This is a genomic window from Streptomyces sp. NPDC024698 (assembly GCF_055559015.1).
In genome coordinates this window covers 34,175-50,422 of sequence record NZ_JBVHLK010000020.1, presented here as the reverse complement: position 1 = coordinate 50,422, position 16,248 = coordinate 34,175, and the positions used below count along the sequence as shown (strand labels likewise).

The following is a 16,248-nucleotide window of genomic DNA, read 5'->3' as shown; positions in this document are numbered from 1 at the left end:
CGCCGGGGTCAGCGGCCCGGGTCCAGTTCCCTGACCCGGCGCAGCAGGTCGGCCTGGTCCGCGACCAGTTGGTCGATCCGGGTCTGGATGCGGGCGGTCTCCGCGGTCAGGTCGTGGCGGTGCGGGCGCGCTGCGGTCAGGGTGGGGCAGTGGTTGAGGACCGCGTCCAGGCGGCAGCGCAGCGCCGGGCCCGGCTCCACGCCGAGCGTGGCGACCAGGTGGCGGCGCGCGCGTTCGTAGACGCCGAGGGCCTCCGACTGGCGGCCGCACCGGTACAGGGCGACCATCAGCAGGTCGTAGAGGCGCTCGCGCAGCGGGTGGGCGGCGGTGAGCCGTTCCAGGTCGCAGACGATCTCGGCGTAGCGGCCGCAGTTCAGGCTCGCCTCGTACAGGGCTTCCAGGGTGGTGAGGCGCTGTTCCTCGAGGCGGTCGGCCTCGGCGGTGCACAGCGGTCCGTGGCAGCTGTCCTGGAGGGCCGTTCCCTGCCACAGGGCGAGTGCCTGGCCCAGGAGCCGGGTCGCGCCCTGGGGGTCCTGGGGGGCTGTCGCCCGGCCCTGGCCGGACAGGCGGGTGAAGCGTGCCACGTCGGTCGAGGCCCGGCCCAGGCGCAGCAGGTATCCGGTGGGCAGGGTGCTGATCCACTCGTGGCCGCGGGCGGGCAGCAGCCGGCGCAGCCGGGCGACGTGGGTGTGCAGGGCGCTCGGCGCGTTGGCGGGGGGCCGCTCCCCCCACAGTTCCTCCACCAGGCGCTCGACGGACAGCTGCCGGCCCGCGTGGACGACCAGGGCGGCGAGCAGGGCCCGCTGTTTGGGTCCGGCGGGGGCGATGCCCGTTCCGGTCCCCCGGTCGTAGACGACGACGGGGCCGAGCAGCCGGAACTCGGTCGCCGCCTCGATCTCCCCGCTCGTGTCGCCCGTACCGGTCGTATCGGTCGTATCGGCTGCTGTGGTTGCCGCGGTGCGGGCGGGGGCCGGTGCGGCGAGGTCGAGGACGGTCATCGGGTCACCGCGGACGGCGGACGGACGCTCACGGCGCGGCGGACGTCGTCCTGGATCTGCCGGGCGACCGCGGGGAGGTGGTCCTGGAAGTAGAAGTGGCCGCCCTCGAACAGATGCCGTCCCAGGAAGTGCTCGGTGGCCCGGGCCCAGCCGTCCAGGCGGTGCGGCGGCGCCACCTGGTCCCCGGTGCCGCCGAACACCGACAGGGGCACCGGCAGCGGCGCGGTCAGCGGCGGGGTGCGCCAGGTCTCGCTCATGCGCAGGTCGGCGCGGATGGTCGGCTCGAACAGTTCCCACAGTTCGTCGTGGTCCATGACCTCGGAGGGGGTGCCGCCCATCGTGGCCAGTTCGCGGCGCAGTTCGGCGTCGGTCAGCAGGTGCCGGCGCACCGGGTCCCCGTCGGGGTGCAGGGTGCCGCGCGCGGACACGCCGAGCCAGAGCGGCGGGGTGCGGCCCAGGTCCACGAGGCGGCGGGTGAGTTCGTAGGCGACGAGTCCGCCCATGCTGTGTCCGAAGAACGCGTAGGGGCCCGTCAGCCGGGTGTCCAGCTCGTGCAGGAAGTGGTCGAGCAGGGCGCCCGCGTCGCCCAGCGCGGGGCGCCGGTCGCGCGGGCCGCGGCCCGGTGCGTCGGGGATCTGCACGTCCCAGTGGGCCGGGAAGCCGGCGGGCCAGTCGCGGTAGGCCAGGTGCGAGCCGCCGGAGTGGTGGAACACGAACAGGCGCAGTTTCGGCTCTTCCGCCTTGTGCATGGGCACTCCATCGACGAGACGCTCCGGCGTCCGGTCCGCCGGCGGGCGGGCGCGGACTGGGGGGAATCAGGACGATAGCGGCGTGCGGTCCGCGGCGGCGGCCCTCGTGAGCGGGCCTCGACGCGCTCTCGACCGCTCGTGGACCGTCCTTCGAGCACGGCCCGCCCGCCCTCGCCGGCGGGCGGCGGACGGGCGGGCGGGCGCGGACAAGAGGCCGGTGTACGGACAGGGGCCGGTGTACGGACGGGGTGCGGGGCGCGGACGGGGGTGCGGGGCGCGGGGGTTCAGGCCAGGTCGTCGCGGGTGATCCGGCGGTGCGCGATGCGCCACCGGCCCGCGCGGCGGACCAGGACGTCCTCCATGACGTACACGTGCAGCGCCTTGGGGCCGCCCCCCGCGGGCGTGAGGTAGGCCAGCGCCGAGCACCGGGTGTGCAGCGAGCCGTCCGTCCGCGGCCGTACGTCGAGCATGCCGACCCAGTGGTCAAGGCGGCTGCCGGCGTGCCGGTGCCGGGCCGCGCCGGAGCGCACGTAGGTCTCCAGCGCGGCGCGTGCCCGCAGCGGTGCGGGCGGGGACGGCAGGTGCAGCAGGGCGTCGTCGGTGAAGGTCTCGGCCCAGCGCCCGGTGTCGTGGGTGTCCAGGAGCCGCATCTGGTGGGCGTAGAACCGCTGCGCCTGCGCGTACAGGGTGGCGAACTCCTCTGCGGGCAGGGTGTGTGCGGCGGTGCCGATGAGCTCGACGGTCATGTCTCAAGCCTCCGCTGTCGTGCGTGTCCTGGGTGCCGGTCCGGCGCTCAGGCCGCGGTCTGCGGCTGGGCCCCGGCCTCGGTGCGGGCTGCCGGTTCGGGGGTGTGGTCCGGTTCGGGGGACGGTGCCGGGAGGGTGCGGCGGGCGCGGGTGACCGCGGGGCCGACGGCTGCCGCGCCGGCCACGAAGAGGGCGGCCAGGGCGAGCCAGCCCACGGCGCCGTGGCCGATGACCAGGAAGGTGACCAGGGCGGGGCCGAGGGTGGCCTGGATAACCATGTGGAGGTGGAAGGCGCCGAGGTATTCGCCGCGGGCCGCTTCGGGGGCCAGTCCGAAGCCGAGGCCGAAGCCGCTGGCGGACTGCCACAGTTCGGCGAGGGTGAACAGCAGGACCGCGCCGAGGGTGATCGCGCCGGTGGCCCAGGATCCGGTGAGGGTTCCGGCGGCCAGGGCGGCGCAGGCCAGCACGCTCACCGCTCCCGATCTGCGGGCCGCGCGGACGGCGCCGTCCAGGTTCTCCGAGCCGCGGGCCGCCGCGACCTGGAAGAGGACCACCAGGACGGTGTTGACGGCGAGGATCAGCGGGACCAGGCCGCGCGGCAGGCCGGTGTTGCGGACGATCCACAGCGGTATCCCGGCGAGCAGGACGGCGCTGTGCAGGGCGAGCAGGCTGGAGGAGCCGATGACGCCGAGGAAGGGCAGATCGCGCAGGACGCGGAAGGGTCTGCCGCCGTCGGCGGCGGCCCGGGCGCCGTTCGCGGGCAGTTTGAGCACCAGGGCGGCCGCCGCCAGGAACGTCAGCGCGTTGCCGAGCGGCAGCAGGCTCAGGGTGTCCTTGCCCAGGGAGATCAGCGCGGCCGCCGCCAGCGCGCCGGCCGAGAAGCCGGCGTTGAACAGGGAGCGCAGGGCCGCCCGCGCGGTGACGCGTTCGCCGTCGGGGACGAGTTCGGCGATCAGGGCGCCGAAGGCCGGTCCGCAGCCGTACTCCAGGGCGCCGGTCAGGACGACGACGGGGAAGTAGAGGGCGGGTGAGTGCACGGCCGGGTAGAGGGTGTAGGCGCCGGCCAGGAGGAGGAGCAGGACGCTGAGCAGGCGCCGGGCGCCCGCCTTGTCGGTCATCCGGCCGAAGACGAGGCTGGCCACGAAGCCGCTGAGGCCGGCGAGGGAGAGGCCGAGCCCGACGACGGTGGCGGGCAGGCCGGCCACCATCACGAAGTAGACCGCGGAGCCGGCCATGAACAGGCCGTTGCCGAGGCTGTCGACGAAGTGCAGCGCGCCGAGCGTTCGGGCCGGGCCGCGCAATGACGAGAACGTGCGCTGGAGGAGCGTTTTCACGACGGTGGGTCCCAATCCTCAGGTGGTCCGGGTCGGTGGGGGGCGGCGGGGCAGTGGGTGGCGGGGCCGGGGTTCGGGCGCCGGGTGCCTTTGCCGCCCCCGGGGGTGTGTTCAGGTGGCGTCGGGTGCGGTGGGCGGCAGGCCCGGGATCGGGGCCGGGGCGACGACCACCGCGGTCAGGGCGGGCGCGGCCAGGTGGGTGGCCGCGGCGCGGGCCACGTCGTCGGCGCCCAGGGCCCGCAGCCGGTCCTCGTAGCGGGCGGGCCAGCTCGCGGGCAGGCCGCTGGCCAGCACGGCGGCGTAGGTGGAGGCCAGTCCGGAGCGGGAGGAGCAGGCCATCGCCAGGGAACCGACGGCGTAGTTCTGGGCGTTGCGCAGTTCCTGTGCGCTGAAGGCGCCCTGGGCCAGGCGCCGTGTCTCCTCGGCGATGAGGGTCAGGGCGCGGGCGGCGCCGTCGTGGCGTACGTCGGCCTCCACGGTCAGTACGGCGTGCGCGCCCAGCGGGTCGAGGACGGCGCGGGGCGCGTAGGCCAGGCCCTCGCGTTCGCGCAGGACGAGGGTGAGGCGGCTGGCGTAGTAGCCGCCGAGCATGAGCGCGGCCAGTTGCAGCGCCGGGTAGTCGGCGTGGCCCCGGCCGGGCACCAGGCCGCCCAGGCGGAGCAGGGTCTGCGGGGTGGCGGGGTGCAGCAGGGTGCGGCGCGCTCCGGGCGCGGGCGCGGGGACAGCGGTCGTGTGGTCGTGCGCGGGGGTGGTGGTGCGGGGCAGCAGTGCGGTCGCCTGGGCCAGGAGCGCTCCGGCGGGGTCGGGGCCGACGACGACGCTGTGGCGGCGGGCGGCGGGCGCGCCGTGGAGCAGGGCCGCGGTGTCGGTGGCGTCGACGCCGGCGGCTGCGGCGGCGGTCGCGGCGCGGCCGTAGGGGTGGGGGCCGTAGGCGGCGGCGAGGAAGCCGCTGCGGGCGAGGAAGGCGGGCGCGGTTTCGGCGGCGGCCAGGCGCCGGGCGACCCGGTCGGCCGCCTCGCGGACCCGGCGGGCCTCGTGCGGCCGGCCTTCGTCCAGGCAGTCGCGGACGCGGGCGCGGGTGGCGGCGAAGTCGTCGGCGAAGGTGCGCACCGCGACGACGGCCCGGTCGCCGCGCGCCTCCACCCGTACGGTCGCCAGGTCCGCGGTGGCCTCGGTGAGGGCGTCGCGCAGGGCCTCGGCCATCACCTCGACCCGGCTCTGGTGCGCGCCGGGGGCCGGTACCAGCGGGAACAGCAGCCGGGCTTCGGTGAGTTGGCCGGTCCCGGCGCGCTGGAGGGCGACGGCCGTGCCGCGGCCGGTGCTCTGTTCGCTGTGCGCGGGAGCGCTGAACCGCGGAACGGCCGCGGCCTCCGGCCGGGGCCCGGCGGACGCGGGAGCGGTCCGGGATGCGGCGGGGGCGGGCTGGGGTGCGGCGGGTGTGGGCTGGGGTGCGGTGGGGGCGGTCATCGTGCGGCTCCTGTCGGGACGGCGGTGACCGCGGTGCGGGCAGTGGGTGTGGTGGGGACGGTCGGGGCGGGGGCCGGGCGGCTGGTGAGGCGGGCGGCGGGGGCGGTGGCGTGGCGGGCGGCCGCGGCGGCCACCTCGGTGTCGGGCAGCCGCAGCAGGGCGTCCGGCAGGCCGGCCAGGTGGAGCGGATCGTGGTGGACGGCGGCGCCGACGCACAGCCAGGACGCCTGGCTCATGACGGAGTCCAGTTCGGCGTGCAGGGCCAGGGCGAGCTGTCTGCGGATACGGGCCAGGGGCCCGGAGACGGGCACGGTGCCGTCGGCGATGTCGGCGAGGACCGAGCGCAGGCAGTGTTCGGCCTGCTCGGGCCCGGTGTCCACGGGGTGCGGGAAGTCCACGGCGAACAGCGCGTCGCGGGCGACGTCGAAGGGGTTGCCGGTGCGGTGGGCGCGGGCCTTGAACGCGCCCCAGGTCCGCCCGGTGCCGCGGTGGCAGGGGCAGTCGGTGCCCAGGCTCTCCAGCAGTTCGCCGAGCAGCACGGTGGCCAGGTGGGCGTCCGGTTCGGCGGCCGGGTCCGGGGTGCGGAAACCGATCGCGGTGCGCGCGGTGGCGGCGATCCGTTCGGCGCGCAGCGCCTGGCGCGGGGCGGTGAGCGGGGCCTCGGGGGCGTGGGGGCGGGGCGGGGTGGTGCGGGCCGGCACGGCGGCCAGGTGCCGCTCGACCAGGTCGCGGGCGCGCCGGGGGTCGAAGTCGCCGGCGAGGGCGAGGTGGATGTTGCCGGGCGCGTAGGACTCCTGGAAGAAGCGGCCCAGTTCGGCGGGGCCCAGGTCGCACAGGGCGTCGATGTCGCCGTATCCGTTGTGCCGGTTGTTCCAGCTGTCGTGCAGCAGGGCGGGCAGGTCGAACAGGACCAGTCCGCCGTGCGGGCGTTGCAGCATGTTGCGGCGGATCTCGGCCTGGACGACGGCGATCTGCGCGCTGACGTGGGGCGGTCCGAGGTCGGGGTCGGTGAGCCGGTCGCGCTCCAGGCGCAGGCCGAGTTCGAGCGCGCCGGCGGGGAGGACGGCGGTGTACTGGGTGTAGTCGGCGGCGGTGCGCGCGTTGGTGGTGCCGCCGGTGGCGGCGACGGCGTCGGTCAGCGGCCTGCTGCTGGAGGCGCCCTGGGCCAGGACGTGCTCCAGCAGGTGTGCGGCGCCGGCGACGGGTTCGTTGCGAAAACCGGTGGCGACGTGCAGGCAGGTGGCGACGACCTGGCAGCCGGGCAGCGGTTGCAGCAGGACGTTCAGGCCGTTGTCGAGACGCAGGCCGATCGGCTGCGAGGTCATTCGGGTTCTTCCTCCCACAGGGGTAGGTCGGTGCGCAGGACCGAGTAGAGGACCTGGTCGTGCCAGCGGCCGGAGCGCCACTGGGCCGAGCGCAGGGTGCCCTCGCGGGTGAAGCCGGCTTTTTCCAGGGCGCGTTGCTCGGCGAGGTTGGCGTGGTCGGTGAAGGCCTGGACGCGTTCGGCGCGGGTGTGGGTGAAGAGGTAGCGGGCGATCTGGCGCTGGGCGGTGGTTCCGGTGCCGCGGCCGCGGGCGGCGGGGATCAGTGCGATGGCGATGGTCCAGCAGGAGGAGGTGGCGGGGCGTCCCCAGGCGGAGGCGAACCATTCGACGCGGCCGACCGCCTCGCCTGCCGCGGTGATGGTGAGCATGCCGCCGTCGGGGCCCAGGAGCCGGTCCTCGGCGAAGCGGTCGCGCAGCCGGTGGGCGGAGGTGAATCCGAACCACTGGAAGGGGCCGGTGCCCTCCTGGGTGGTGAACTCCCGCTCGAAGAGGTCGAGATCGCCGGGGATGACAGGTCGCAGGGACACTTCGCCGCTCATGTGATGGGCTCCTTGGCCGCCGTGTGGGTGTGCGCCGCGCCGAGTTCTCCGGCGGGCACGAAAGCCTCAGCATCCACCACGTCCCGCCAGCCGGGCGGGGGAAGTCCGCGGCTCAGGTCGCGGTGTGCGGCCAGCCAGGCGCAGGCGAAGCGCACCAGGTCGCGCAGCGGTACGGCCCGGCAGCGGGCGCCGCCGATACGGGCCTCGGCCAGGGGGGCGCCGGAGGTTTCGTAGGCGGCGCCCAGGGCGTCGAAGTCGCCTTCCCATACGAGGAGTTCGGGTACGTGGTGCCAGCGGCTGCCGCCGTGTCCGTCGGGTCGGGGCACGGCCCACAGGCCGGAGCGCCGGCCCGGGTAGGCGGTGGCGTACTCGGCGAGGTGCAGGGCGGTGGCTTTCTGCCAGGGGGCGCCGAGCAGCAGGACGTGGGCGTCGAGGTCCCAGAGCCGGCCCAGCGGGCCGTGGGCGGCGAGCCGCCAGGCCGCGGGGTGCTCGCGCACGATGTTCTGGGCGTGGGGGCCCTGGGCGGCGAAGGAGACGTGGGGGTGGCGGGAGCGCAGGGTGCCGGGCTGGGTGCGCAGCAGTTCGGGCAGGACGCCCATGGTGCGGGCGGCCGGGGTGCGGCGGGGGTCGAAGGGCGGCATCTGGGCGGCGAGGTGCGGGTCGGCGGCGGCGCGGGCGAGGTCGGGGGCGCGCCAGGTGTGCGGGTGGCACAGCTGGGGGGTGAAGGCGGGCATGACGAGGGTGCCGTGGGGGCCGAGGGTGTCGCGCAGGGCGAGCAGGACGCTGTGCGCGCCGCCGACGACGTGGCCGAAGGAGCTGAGGGAGGTGTGGGCGATGACGGTGGCGCCGGGGCGGATCCCGAGGCCGGTGATGCCGTCGGCGACCGCGGCACGGGTGACGATGTGACGGTCCGTCATGTTGTGTTCTCCGCTGGGGTGTCGGCGGCGTGCGGGGCGGGTTCGCCAGGCGGGGCCGTAGCGCAGAGGGTGGTGTGACGGTGCGTCATGGTGTCGCCTGCGCTGGGGTGTCGGGGGTGGGGTGGCCGGTGGTCTTGGGGGCGAGTTCGTCGGTGACGGCCGACAGGACCCAGCGGTACCAGGCGCGGATGTTCCCGGGCCGGCTGAGGGGGTGGGCCTCGGAGCGGAAGAAGGCGACCTCGCTGCGTACGCCCTGGCGGGCGAGGGCGCGGTGGGTGCGCAGGGTCTCGGTGGGCGGGACGAGTCCGTCCTGGAGTCCGTGCGAGAGCAGTACGCGGGTGCCGGGGCGTACGGGGCGGGGGGCGAGGCTGTTGATCTGGTAGAGGGGGCGCCATTCGGTGGGGTCGCCGAACTCGCGGATCCACTGCCAGCCCACGTCGCTGCCCTCGGCGACCTGGGTGAGGTCCAGGGGGGCGGCGTGGGCGACGACGAGGTCGGGGTTGAGGGAGTCGGCGGTGCTCAGGGCGAGGTAGCCGCCGAAGCTGCCGCCCATGAGCGCGAGGGGTGAGTCGAGGAGTCCTTCGGCGGCGCGGACGGCTTCGACCTGGGCGGCGGCGCTGGTGGCGATGCCGCCGCGCCACTGGCGCCAGCCGGTGCGCACCGCGTCGGGGTAGCCGAGGCTGAGCGGGGGTTCGACCAGGACGACGGCCAGTCCGCAGGCGACGAAGGGCCAGGGGTTCCAGCGCCAGGACCATTCGCTCCAGCTCTGGAACGGGCCGCCGTGGTAGAGGACGACGGTGGCGTGGGGGGTGCCGTGTTCGGGCAGGCACACCCAGCTGGCGAGGTCGCCGTCCGTGCCGGGGATGCGCTGGCGCCGGTACTGGAGGCTGCCCGGGCGCGGGGGTGCCTCGGCGAAGACGACGTGTTCGGTGGGGTGGCCGGGGTGCAGGGCGGTCACGTCCAGGGCGGGCGGGGTGTCGGGGGCGGAGGTCAGGACGGCGGCGCGGCCGGCGTGGACGCGGGTGTTCATGACCGAGGCCGGGGTGGGCACCAGGTGCCAGGTGGCGTCGTCGAGGTCGTGGACGTACAGGCCGCGGCGGGGTCCGGATTCGGCGGTGCACACCAGGCGGCGGGGTCCGTCCCAGCCGGCCGGGCGCTGCCACAGGCCGTTCTGGGCGGGCAGCAGGACGGGCTGGTGGAGCTGTTCGCCGACGAGGCAGGCGAACTGGGCGATGGGGGTGTTGTCGTGGCGCGGTGTGGTGCCCAGGTAGGCGACCTGGCCGCCGGGTCCGGGGACGGGGTAGCAGAGGTCGACGGTGTCGCAGAAGAGGGTGCGGGTGGCATCGCCCTGGTCGACGGCCAGGGCGAGCAGGCCGAAGTTGCGGACGCCGTGGCGGTGGTGGCGCAGGGCGCCCAGGAACAGGGTGGCTTCGGTGGCCCAGGCGGCCTCGCCGGACAGGGCGAGGTCGGCGGGGATGTCGGGGGTGAGCAGGTGCGGGGCGGTGCCGTCCAGGGGGACGAGGTGGACCTGCCATTCCTTCTGGGGCTGTTTGGCGTAGCTGAGGGTCATGTCGGAGCCTTCGGCCCATACGGCGTCGGAGCCGGCCAGCAGGCCCTGGGGGTGTTCGCCGGGTCCGCCGAAGGTGCTGGTGGTGACGGCGATCTGGCCGGCGCCGGGGCGGGGGGCGAGGGCGCCGACGCGTCCGGGGGTGCTCAGCAGGAGCTGTCCGGGGCCGCCGTCGGCGGGCCGCAGTTCCACCAGGGTGCGGCCGTCGGCGCGGCGCACGCACACGTAGCCGCCGGGTACGGGCAGTGCTTGGGTGCCCCAGGGCAGGGTCCAGCCGGCCTGCCAGGTGCCGTCGGGGCGGCGGCGGTAGTGCACGAGGTGCTGCTGTTCGGCGCCGTGGCGGGTGGGCACGTCGACGCGCAGCAGCAGTCCGTCGTCGCCGTGGGCGGCGATTTCTCTGGGGCGTGGTTCGGTGCTGTGCGCCTCGGCCAGGGCCAGCCCCCGGGCAAGGCCCTGGGCCAGGTCCGGGGCCAGGCCCTGGGCCAGGGCCGGGGCCGGGTCAAGGTCCGGGGCAAGGTCCGGGGTGTGAGGGGTGGTGGTGGGGGGTGGGGTGGGGCTCATCGGGCCGCCGCCGGTGTCCGGAGGAGCCGGGCGATCAGGGCCAGGTCGAAGGCGCCGGCGAGGCGGGCGGCCTCCTCGGTGTCGCGAAAGCCGCGCTCCAGCGCGCACAGCCGGTAGTCGTGGTCGGAGCCGGCCTGCCACAACTGTCTGAACAGGGTGTGCCGTTGGGTGGTGGGCAGGGGGTGTGCGGCGGGGGGCAGGAGCAGTTTGAGGCAGCGTTGTTCCAGTTCGTCCAGGGTGCTGCCGGCGACGGCTTCGGCGGGCAGGTCCTGGTAGACGAGGCGGCCGGGCGGCAGGCGGAAGGTGCGGGCCAGGAGGCGTTCGTCGGCGGTCCAGTGGGCGGTGGCCTCGGTGCCGCGGGCGAGGCGGGCGTGGGGGCGGGTGGCCGGGGCGAAGCCGGCGGCGCCGAGCAGCCGGCCGGCGGGGCCGGTGCGGCCGGTGGTGGCGGCGGCCAGGCGCAGGGCGTAGGCGCGGTGGCGTTCGGGGTAGTCGACGGCGAACAGCTGGAGGCAGGCCAGGGCGAGGCGGGCGCCGACGGCGGAGCCGGGTTTGAGCGGCCGGTGCTCGAAGTCCCCTTCTCTGCCGTAGGAGCTGGTCCAGGCCTCGGCGGTGCCGGGTGCGGGGGCCTGCTGCGGGACGGGGCGGGCGGCGAGGGTGTCCAGGGCGTGGCGGGCGTCGCGGGTCTTGATGTCGCCGTGGCGTCTGAGGTGGTCCAGGAGCAGGTGCATGGCGTCGCGGTCGGGTCCTGCCGTGTGGCGCAGGCCGGTGGCGGAGCGTTCGGTGAAGTGCAGGCGGGCGGCGGCCTGTTCGAGGCGGGCGGCCTGGCCGGGGTCCAGTTCTTTCGCTTCGAGCAGTTCGGTCAGTGCGTGGCGGATGCAGACCATGGCCTCGGTCAGGCGGCGGGCGCCGGCGCTGTCGTCGGTGTGCAGGACGGCGACGTCGGCGTCGGCGCTCAGGCGTCCGGCGTGGGCCTCGCCGTAGACGTGGCCCAGGCCCTGCATGCCGAAGCCGGCGAGTTCGGCGGCGCGCAGGGCGCCGAGGCTGGCGGTGCCGGCGACGTGCACGCCGCGGGCGAGCTGGGCGAGGATCTCCTTGTGCCGGATGGGGGCGAAGTGCTGGTAGACGCCGTCGATGATCAGTACCTGGTCGCCGGGGCGCAGGCACAGGTCGAAGAGGTCGCCGTGCCGGACGGGGGGCCGGTAGGTGAAGGCGCCTCGGGGCCGTTGGTGCGGGGGCAGGGTCGGGCCGACGAAGGCGATGCGGCGGGGGGTCACGCGAAGCTCCTGCTGGCGAGGGACCGCGGGCGGGGGTGCTGGAGGGCGAGCCCGAGTCCCGGGGCGAAGACCTGGACGACGGCGGGCCAGGGCCGGCGGTGGGGGGTGAGGTCGACGGCGATCACGGGCCGTTTGGTGGTGTGGTGCACGGCGGTGACGAGGTCGTCCAGCACGTCGTCGAGGGAGGTGGCCGGCCGGGTCGCGGTGGGCATCGGTTCGGTGTGGTGCGGGGTGGGGCGGGGCCGGTCGGGTGGGGCGCCCAGGCGGCGGAAGGTCCATTCGGGGATGTCGTCGCGGCCGCCGCTGATGGTGGAGCCGCGGCTCTGGACGGCTTCCAGCAGGGCGCGTTCGGCGGCGATCGCGGGGTCGGTGTGGCAGCCGGAGCCGGCGAAGATCTGCCACATCTCGGGCTGGGTGAGCCAGCAGGTGTAGGCCCAGGTGCCGGGGACGGAGGGGATGCGTTCCAGGGCGACGTCGGCGCCGGCGGCGTGGATGCGGGTGATGACCGCGCCGAGCCGCTCGCCCACGGTGTCCAGGTCGGTGGCGACGGCGTCGTCGGGGCGCAGGCGGGCCAGGGCGTCGCGTTCGACGCTCTCCAGCAGGGCGTGGACGGTGGCCTCGACGTGGTCGTTGCCGGAGGCCAGGCCGTTGGTGGTGGTGACGAAGGTGGGGGGCTGCCAGCGGGCGGCGGCCCAGCCGCGCAGTCCGACGGCGGCCGTGGGGATCAGGGCCGGTGCCCCGCAGGCCAGGTCCCAGCCCGTGGTCCATTCCAGGACGCTGCGGTCGTCGACCAGGGAGACGGGGTGCAGGGTCAGGTCGTCGACGGTGTAGCCCGGGGCCAGGGCGCGGGCGGTGCCGTGGGCGGCGCCGGCGGGCCGGGCCTGTTCGGCGACGGCGACCTCGAGGGACTCCATGACCGCGGAGATGCGGGCGGCGGTGTGGGTGAGGCCTTTGCCGGCGCTGGCGACCAGGGTGGCGGCGGCGGGCCGGATCGCCGTCCACACCGGGACGTCGAGGATGTCCAGGCCGGTCAGGTCGGCGACCCGGGTGATGCCGCGGGCGGCGAGCTGCGGCTGAAGGCGGGCCCAGGTGGTGTCGAGGTCCGCCGTGCGCAGGGTGCCCTCGCGGACGGCCGCGGGTCCTCCGCCGCTCATCCAGGGGGCGCGGCGTGCTGCCCGCGGCCCGTTCACCGGTGTTCCCTGCGCAGGGTGACGGCGGCCCGCGTCGCGGCGTCCTCGTCGGCGCCGGCGAGGTGGTCGAGCAGGGCCTGGCGCAGGAGTTCGGTGCGCTGGGCCAGGGAGTGCCGGTGGTGGCTGTCGTGCAGGGCGGTGAAGGCTTTTGTGCCGAGGAAGCCGGCCAGGAACACCTCGGCGAGGTTCTGCGCGGTGGGCTCCTCCACGGTGATGGCGATGTGGATGGAGTTGCCCTCGCGGGCGGTGGCGTAGTGCGGGGTGCCGTGCGGCATGTACATCACGTCGCCGGGGCGCAGGGTCAGCTCGATGCGGCGTTCGTCGGGGATGGCGCCCTCGTGCAGGACGGAGTCGCTGGTGGAGGTGTCGTCGACGCGGCCCACCACCCAGTCCTTGACGCCGGCGACCTGGAGGATGAAGACGTGCGCGCCGTCCATGTGGGCCTGCATCGCGGTCTTGCCGGGCGGGCTGAGGAAGACGAAGGACTCCAGTCCGCCGCTGAAGTGGGGTTCGAGGGCTTTGACCAGGGTGCGGATGCGCGGGTGCCAGTGCTCGGCCTGGTTGAACTTGAACGTGGCGCCGTTCGCGAAGTCCTCGCGGATGCGTTCGGGTTCGATGAAGCCGGGCAGTTCGTGGCCGACGACGGTGCGTTTGCGGGTCATGTCGCTGATCGCGGTGCGCACGCCCTCGTTGAAGACGGTGAAGTAGGGCCGGGACAGCAGTCCGCAGTCGACCTCGTCCCACATCTCCTGCTCGGTGATGAGCCGGCTCAGGTCGCTGTGCGCGCGCAGGACGACGGGCTGGTGGGCCCAGTGGTCGCGGAAGAAGGCGCCAGGGTCGCCGACCAGGTGCTCCAGCCGGTCCGGTACGACACCGCCGTGGCCGTGGGCACTGTCGTCGTGGGCGGTGTCGTCGTGGGCGGTGTCCGGTGCGGCGGGCCGCGGGGGTGCGGCGGCCTCGGCCTGGCGGATCCTCGTGGTCGTGGTGGGCATCAGCCGATCGCCTCCCGCATCGTCTCGAGCGCGGTGTGCGCCCAGTGGTCGCCGTCCAGCGTCCGGGCCCGCTCGGTCAGGGCCGAGCGGACCTCGGCGGTACGGGCCGCGAGCGGGCGGGTGTGGAAGTGGTGGACGAGGTTGTGCTCGTCGTCGAGGAAGCGCCGCAGGAGCGCGTCGACCAGGTCCTCCGGGGTCGGTTCGGTGAGGGTGAACGTCAGGTGGAGGGAGTCGCCGCCGCGGGCGACGGCGTCGTGCGGCCAGCCGTGCGGCAGGTAGAGCACGTCGCCCGGTTCGAGGGTGAAGACGTGGGTGGGGCGGGCGGCGTCGACGTCCAGGCCCGCCGAGGCGCCGACCTGGTCCGGTTCGGCGTACAGGTGCCACTCCTTGCGGCCTTCGAGCTGGATGGCGAGCACATGGGCGGCGTCCCGGTGGGGGAGCATGCCGCGGGATTCCTGGGGGGTGTGGAAGACGTAGGAGTTGACCGCCACGGGCAGGAGCTCCTCCAGCTGCCGGGCGATGGCGCGGGTGGGCGCGTGCCAGTCCCCGATCTGGTTGAGCTTGAGGGAGGCGCCGTTCGCCATGTGGCGGGCCACGGCCCGGGCGTCGGCGAATCCGGCCGCCTTGTGCCCGATCACGTCCCGCTTCGTCGTGTACGACGACACGGTGGGCACCTCGCCGTGGTTGAGCAGGGTGAAGTAGGGCCACTTGAGGAGGCTGGCGTCGAGCAGGCGCCGGACGGTGGCGGAGGTGAGCAGGGCCGAGGGGTCCAGGGCCTGCCTCTCGACGCGGTGGGTGATGCCCCAGGAGGTGTCGCCGAGGAGCCTGCCGGTCAGGGCGGCGGGCAGAGGAGTGGCTGCGGTCATGCGGGTGCCAACCTTTCCGGTCCGGGGCTGCCTGGGAGCGGTGTGCTCCCAGGCGGCCACCTGTGGTGCTGCTCAGGCCTCGTTGATCTGGCTGAGGACGGTCATGGGGGCGTCGGCGGCCTCCTCGTTGTTGCTGAGGACGGCGGCCTTCTCCGGGTCCAGGACGCCCTCGCCCGCGAGACGGGACTCGGCCGGCGAAGCGACGGAGTCGGTCTCGTTGAGGGACTGGAACACGTCGCGCAGAGCCATGCGAACCTCCTAAAGAGGCCACTGCCGATCAGTGACCGCTCCTGGAGGGAACACGACCGGACTCGGGACACGCCTGGAGGCTCCTCGCGCCCGACTCGAACAACCGGCCGCGGCCGCCGGGGACATGACGGGGCCCGGGAGAGGTCCTCCCGGGCCCGGTCGCATCCGGCGGGCGGCGGGGCGGCGGTCCGGCCGGCGGCCCACCGGGGCGGGGCGGGTCAGCCCGCGCTACCGGGCCGGACCAGGCTCAGGTGCCGTCGGCCCGCCGGCCGCGGGCTCCGGTTCCCGGCCGCGGCCGGGAGGGAGGGCACCGGGTGCGGCGCCGGTGCGGCCGGCCGCGGGTGCCGGGCGGGCGCGGGAAGCGGGGGCGTCCCGCTCACGGCGTCCTTGAGGGCGTCGGCGAACACCTCGATGTCGCGGGCCGCGTTGTCGTGGTGGACGGAGGCGCGTACGGCGGTGACGACACCGCGCTTGGGCAGGTACAGCGGGATCTCCTCGGCGACCGTCTTCCACACGAGGACTCCGCGGTCCGCGAGGCGGCGGCGCACCAGCGCGGCCGGCACGTCCGGGTGCCGGAAGGTGACGATGCCGCTCTGGAGGCGTCCGGGGGCGATCAGTTCGGTGCCGGCCGTGTCCTGGACGGCGGCCCGCAGGCCGGGTGCGAGGTCCGGGGGTGCCGTGGCCGCCGTGTGCAGGGCCAGGGCCTGGTTCAGCGCGGCGGCCGCGGCACCGTGCGGCGGCATGAGGGGCAGGCCGCCGTGCGGGGTGAGCGCCTCGCGCAGCCGCGGTGTCACGCAGGCGAATCCGGTCGCGTACGGGCCGCGCAGGAACCTCCAGCCGTCCCCGGTCAGCAGGTGGCAGCCGATGCGGGCGGCGTCCACGGGCAGCTGGCCCACCGCGTACGAGGCGTCGACGGCGTACAGGCAGCGGTGCGGGGCGAGCAGGCGGCCGATGTCCTCGACGGGATGGACGGTGCCGCAGCCCGCGGGCACGTACGGGACGCAGACCAGGGCGACGTCGCCGCCGATGTGCCGGGCCATCCACTCCAGGTCGAGGTCGCCGTCGGGGCGCAGCGGTACGACCTCCACCCGGCAGCCGGTGCGCGCGCGCAGCGCGAAGACGGCGCCGAGGTTGGCGGCCGACTCGTAGGGAGTGGTCCAGACACGGTCGCGCGGGCCGAGCGGCAGCCGGGACAGCACGGCGGCGAACGCCTCCGCGGCGCCGGCGGCCGCGAAGGTGTCCCCGGCCGGCGCGCCGAGCAGGGCGGCCAGCCGCTCGTGGATCTCCCGGTGCAGGACGTCCTCGAGGCGTTCGTCCAGCTCGTAGGGCCCGTACCGGTCCTCGAACCGTGTCCACTCGGTGAGGACCTCCCGTACGGCCGCGGGCATGCGGCCCGCACCGGCCGGGTCGAGGTGGATCCTGCGGCCGCAGTGGGATGTCTCGTTCACTTCAGGGGCCTCCCCCCACAACTGAG

General features: G+C 75.3%; 15 protein-coding genes. All 15 read right to left on the bottom strand.

What is annotated here, in order from left to right; genetic code table 11:
• Positions 1–8: 8 nt before the first annotated feature.
• The 15 genes from ACZ4AA_RS31020 to ACZ4AA_RS30950 all read right to left on the bottom strand — a co-directional run bounded on the left by ACZ4AA_RS31020 (position 9) and on the right by ACZ4AA_RS30950 (position 16,222).
• Positions 9–998, bottom strand: coding sequence for an AfsR/SARP family transcriptional regulator (locus ACZ4AA_RS31020; RefSeq protein WP_467610065.1), 990 nt, complete (start codon positions 996–998; stop codon positions 9–11).
• Complete coding sequence (locus ACZ4AA_RS31015; RefSeq protein ID WP_467610063.1) at positions 995–1,747, bottom strand: thioesterase II family protein; 753 nt, start codon at positions 1,745–1,747, stop codon at positions 995–997. Before ACZ4AA_RS31015 ends, ACZ4AA_RS31020 begins: the two co-directional genes overlap by 4 nt.
• A gap of 284 nt (positions 1,748–2,031) precedes the next feature.
• Positions 2,032–2,493: a nuclear transport factor 2 family protein gene (locus ACZ4AA_RS31010; RefSeq protein ID WP_467610061.1), complete on the bottom strand. Its 462-nt coding sequence runs from the start codon at positions 2,491–2,493 to the stop codon at positions 2,032–2,034.
• A 47-nt stretch (positions 2,494–2,540) separates the two neighbouring features.
• Entirely contained in the window at positions 2,541–3,827 is a 1,287-nt protein-coding gene (locus tag ACZ4AA_RS31005; RefSeq protein WP_467610059.1) for an MFS transporter, read from the bottom strand.
• 111 nt (positions 3,828–3,938) lie between these two features.
• The gene (locus ACZ4AA_RS31000) at positions 3,939–5,294 is read right to left on the bottom strand and encodes a M16 family metallopeptidase (RefSeq protein ID WP_467610057.1); all 1,356 of its coding nucleotides are present in this window, start codon (positions 5,292–5,294) and stop codon (positions 3,939–3,941) included.
• Positions 5,291–6,619 (bottom strand): M16 family metallopeptidase, encoded by a 1,329-nt coding sequence (locus ACZ4AA_RS30995; RefSeq protein ID WP_467610054.1) that lies wholly within the window; start codon positions 6,617–6,619, stop codon positions 5,291–5,293. The genes ACZ4AA_RS31000 and ACZ4AA_RS30995 overlap by 4 nt, the downstream gene beginning before the upstream one ends.
• On the bottom strand, positions 6,616–7,158 hold the full coding sequence (locus ACZ4AA_RS30990; RefSeq protein WP_467610051.1) for a GNAT family N-acetyltransferase: 543 nt from the start codon (positions 7,156–7,158) through the stop codon (positions 6,616–6,618). Before ACZ4AA_RS30990 ends, ACZ4AA_RS30995 begins: the two co-directional genes overlap by 4 nt.
• The gene (locus ACZ4AA_RS30985) at positions 7,155–8,075 is read right to left on the bottom strand and encodes an AAC(3) family N-acetyltransferase (RefSeq protein ID WP_467610049.1); all 921 of its coding nucleotides are present in this window, start codon (positions 8,073–8,075) and stop codon (positions 7,155–7,157) included. Before ACZ4AA_RS30985 ends, ACZ4AA_RS30990 begins: the two co-directional genes overlap by 4 nt.
• An 85-nt stretch (positions 8,076–8,160) precedes the next feature.
• A complete protein-coding gene (locus tag ACZ4AA_RS30980; protein WP_467610047.1) occupies positions 8,161–10,203 on the bottom strand; it encodes a S9 family peptidase in 2,043 nt (680 codons plus the stop codon).
• Positions 10,200–11,477: a TfuA-like protein gene (locus tag ACZ4AA_RS30975; RefSeq protein ID WP_467610044.1), complete on the bottom strand. Its 1,278-nt coding sequence runs from the start codon at positions 11,475–11,477 to the stop codon at positions 10,200–10,202. The genes ACZ4AA_RS30980 and ACZ4AA_RS30975 overlap by 4 nt, the downstream gene beginning before the upstream one ends.
• On the bottom strand, positions 11,474–12,667 hold the full coding sequence (locus ACZ4AA_RS30970) for a YcaO-like family protein (protein ID WP_467610041.1): 1,194 nt from the start codon (positions 12,665–12,667) through the stop codon (positions 11,474–11,476). Before ACZ4AA_RS30970 ends, ACZ4AA_RS30975 begins: the two co-directional genes overlap by 4 nt.
• Positions 12,664–13,659 (bottom strand): JmjC domain-containing protein, encoded by a 996-nt coding sequence (locus ACZ4AA_RS30965; RefSeq protein ID WP_467610038.1) that lies wholly within the window; start codon positions 13,657–13,659, stop codon positions 12,664–12,666. Before ACZ4AA_RS30965 ends, ACZ4AA_RS30970 begins: the two co-directional genes overlap by 4 nt.
• Positions 13,659–14,525, bottom strand: a complete 867-nt coding sequence (locus ACZ4AA_RS30960) for a JmjC domain-containing protein (RefSeq protein WP_467610036.1) — start codon at positions 14,523–14,525, stop codon at positions 13,659–13,661. Before ACZ4AA_RS30960 ends, ACZ4AA_RS30965 begins: the two co-directional genes overlap by 1 nt.
• Positions 14,526–14,597: 72 nt before the next feature.
• On the bottom strand, positions 14,598–14,774 hold the full coding sequence (locus tag ACZ4AA_RS30955; protein ID WP_339134529.1) for a hypothetical protein: 177 nt from the start codon (positions 14,772–14,774) through the stop codon (positions 14,598–14,600).
• Positions 14,775–14,992: 218 nt separating this feature from the next.
• Positions 14,993–16,222, bottom strand: coding sequence for an aminotransferase class V-fold PLP-dependent enzyme (locus tag ACZ4AA_RS30950; RefSeq protein ID WP_467610034.1), 1,230 nt, complete (start codon positions 16,220–16,222; stop codon positions 14,993–14,995).
• Between the last annotated feature and the right edge of the window lie 26 nt (positions 16,223–16,248).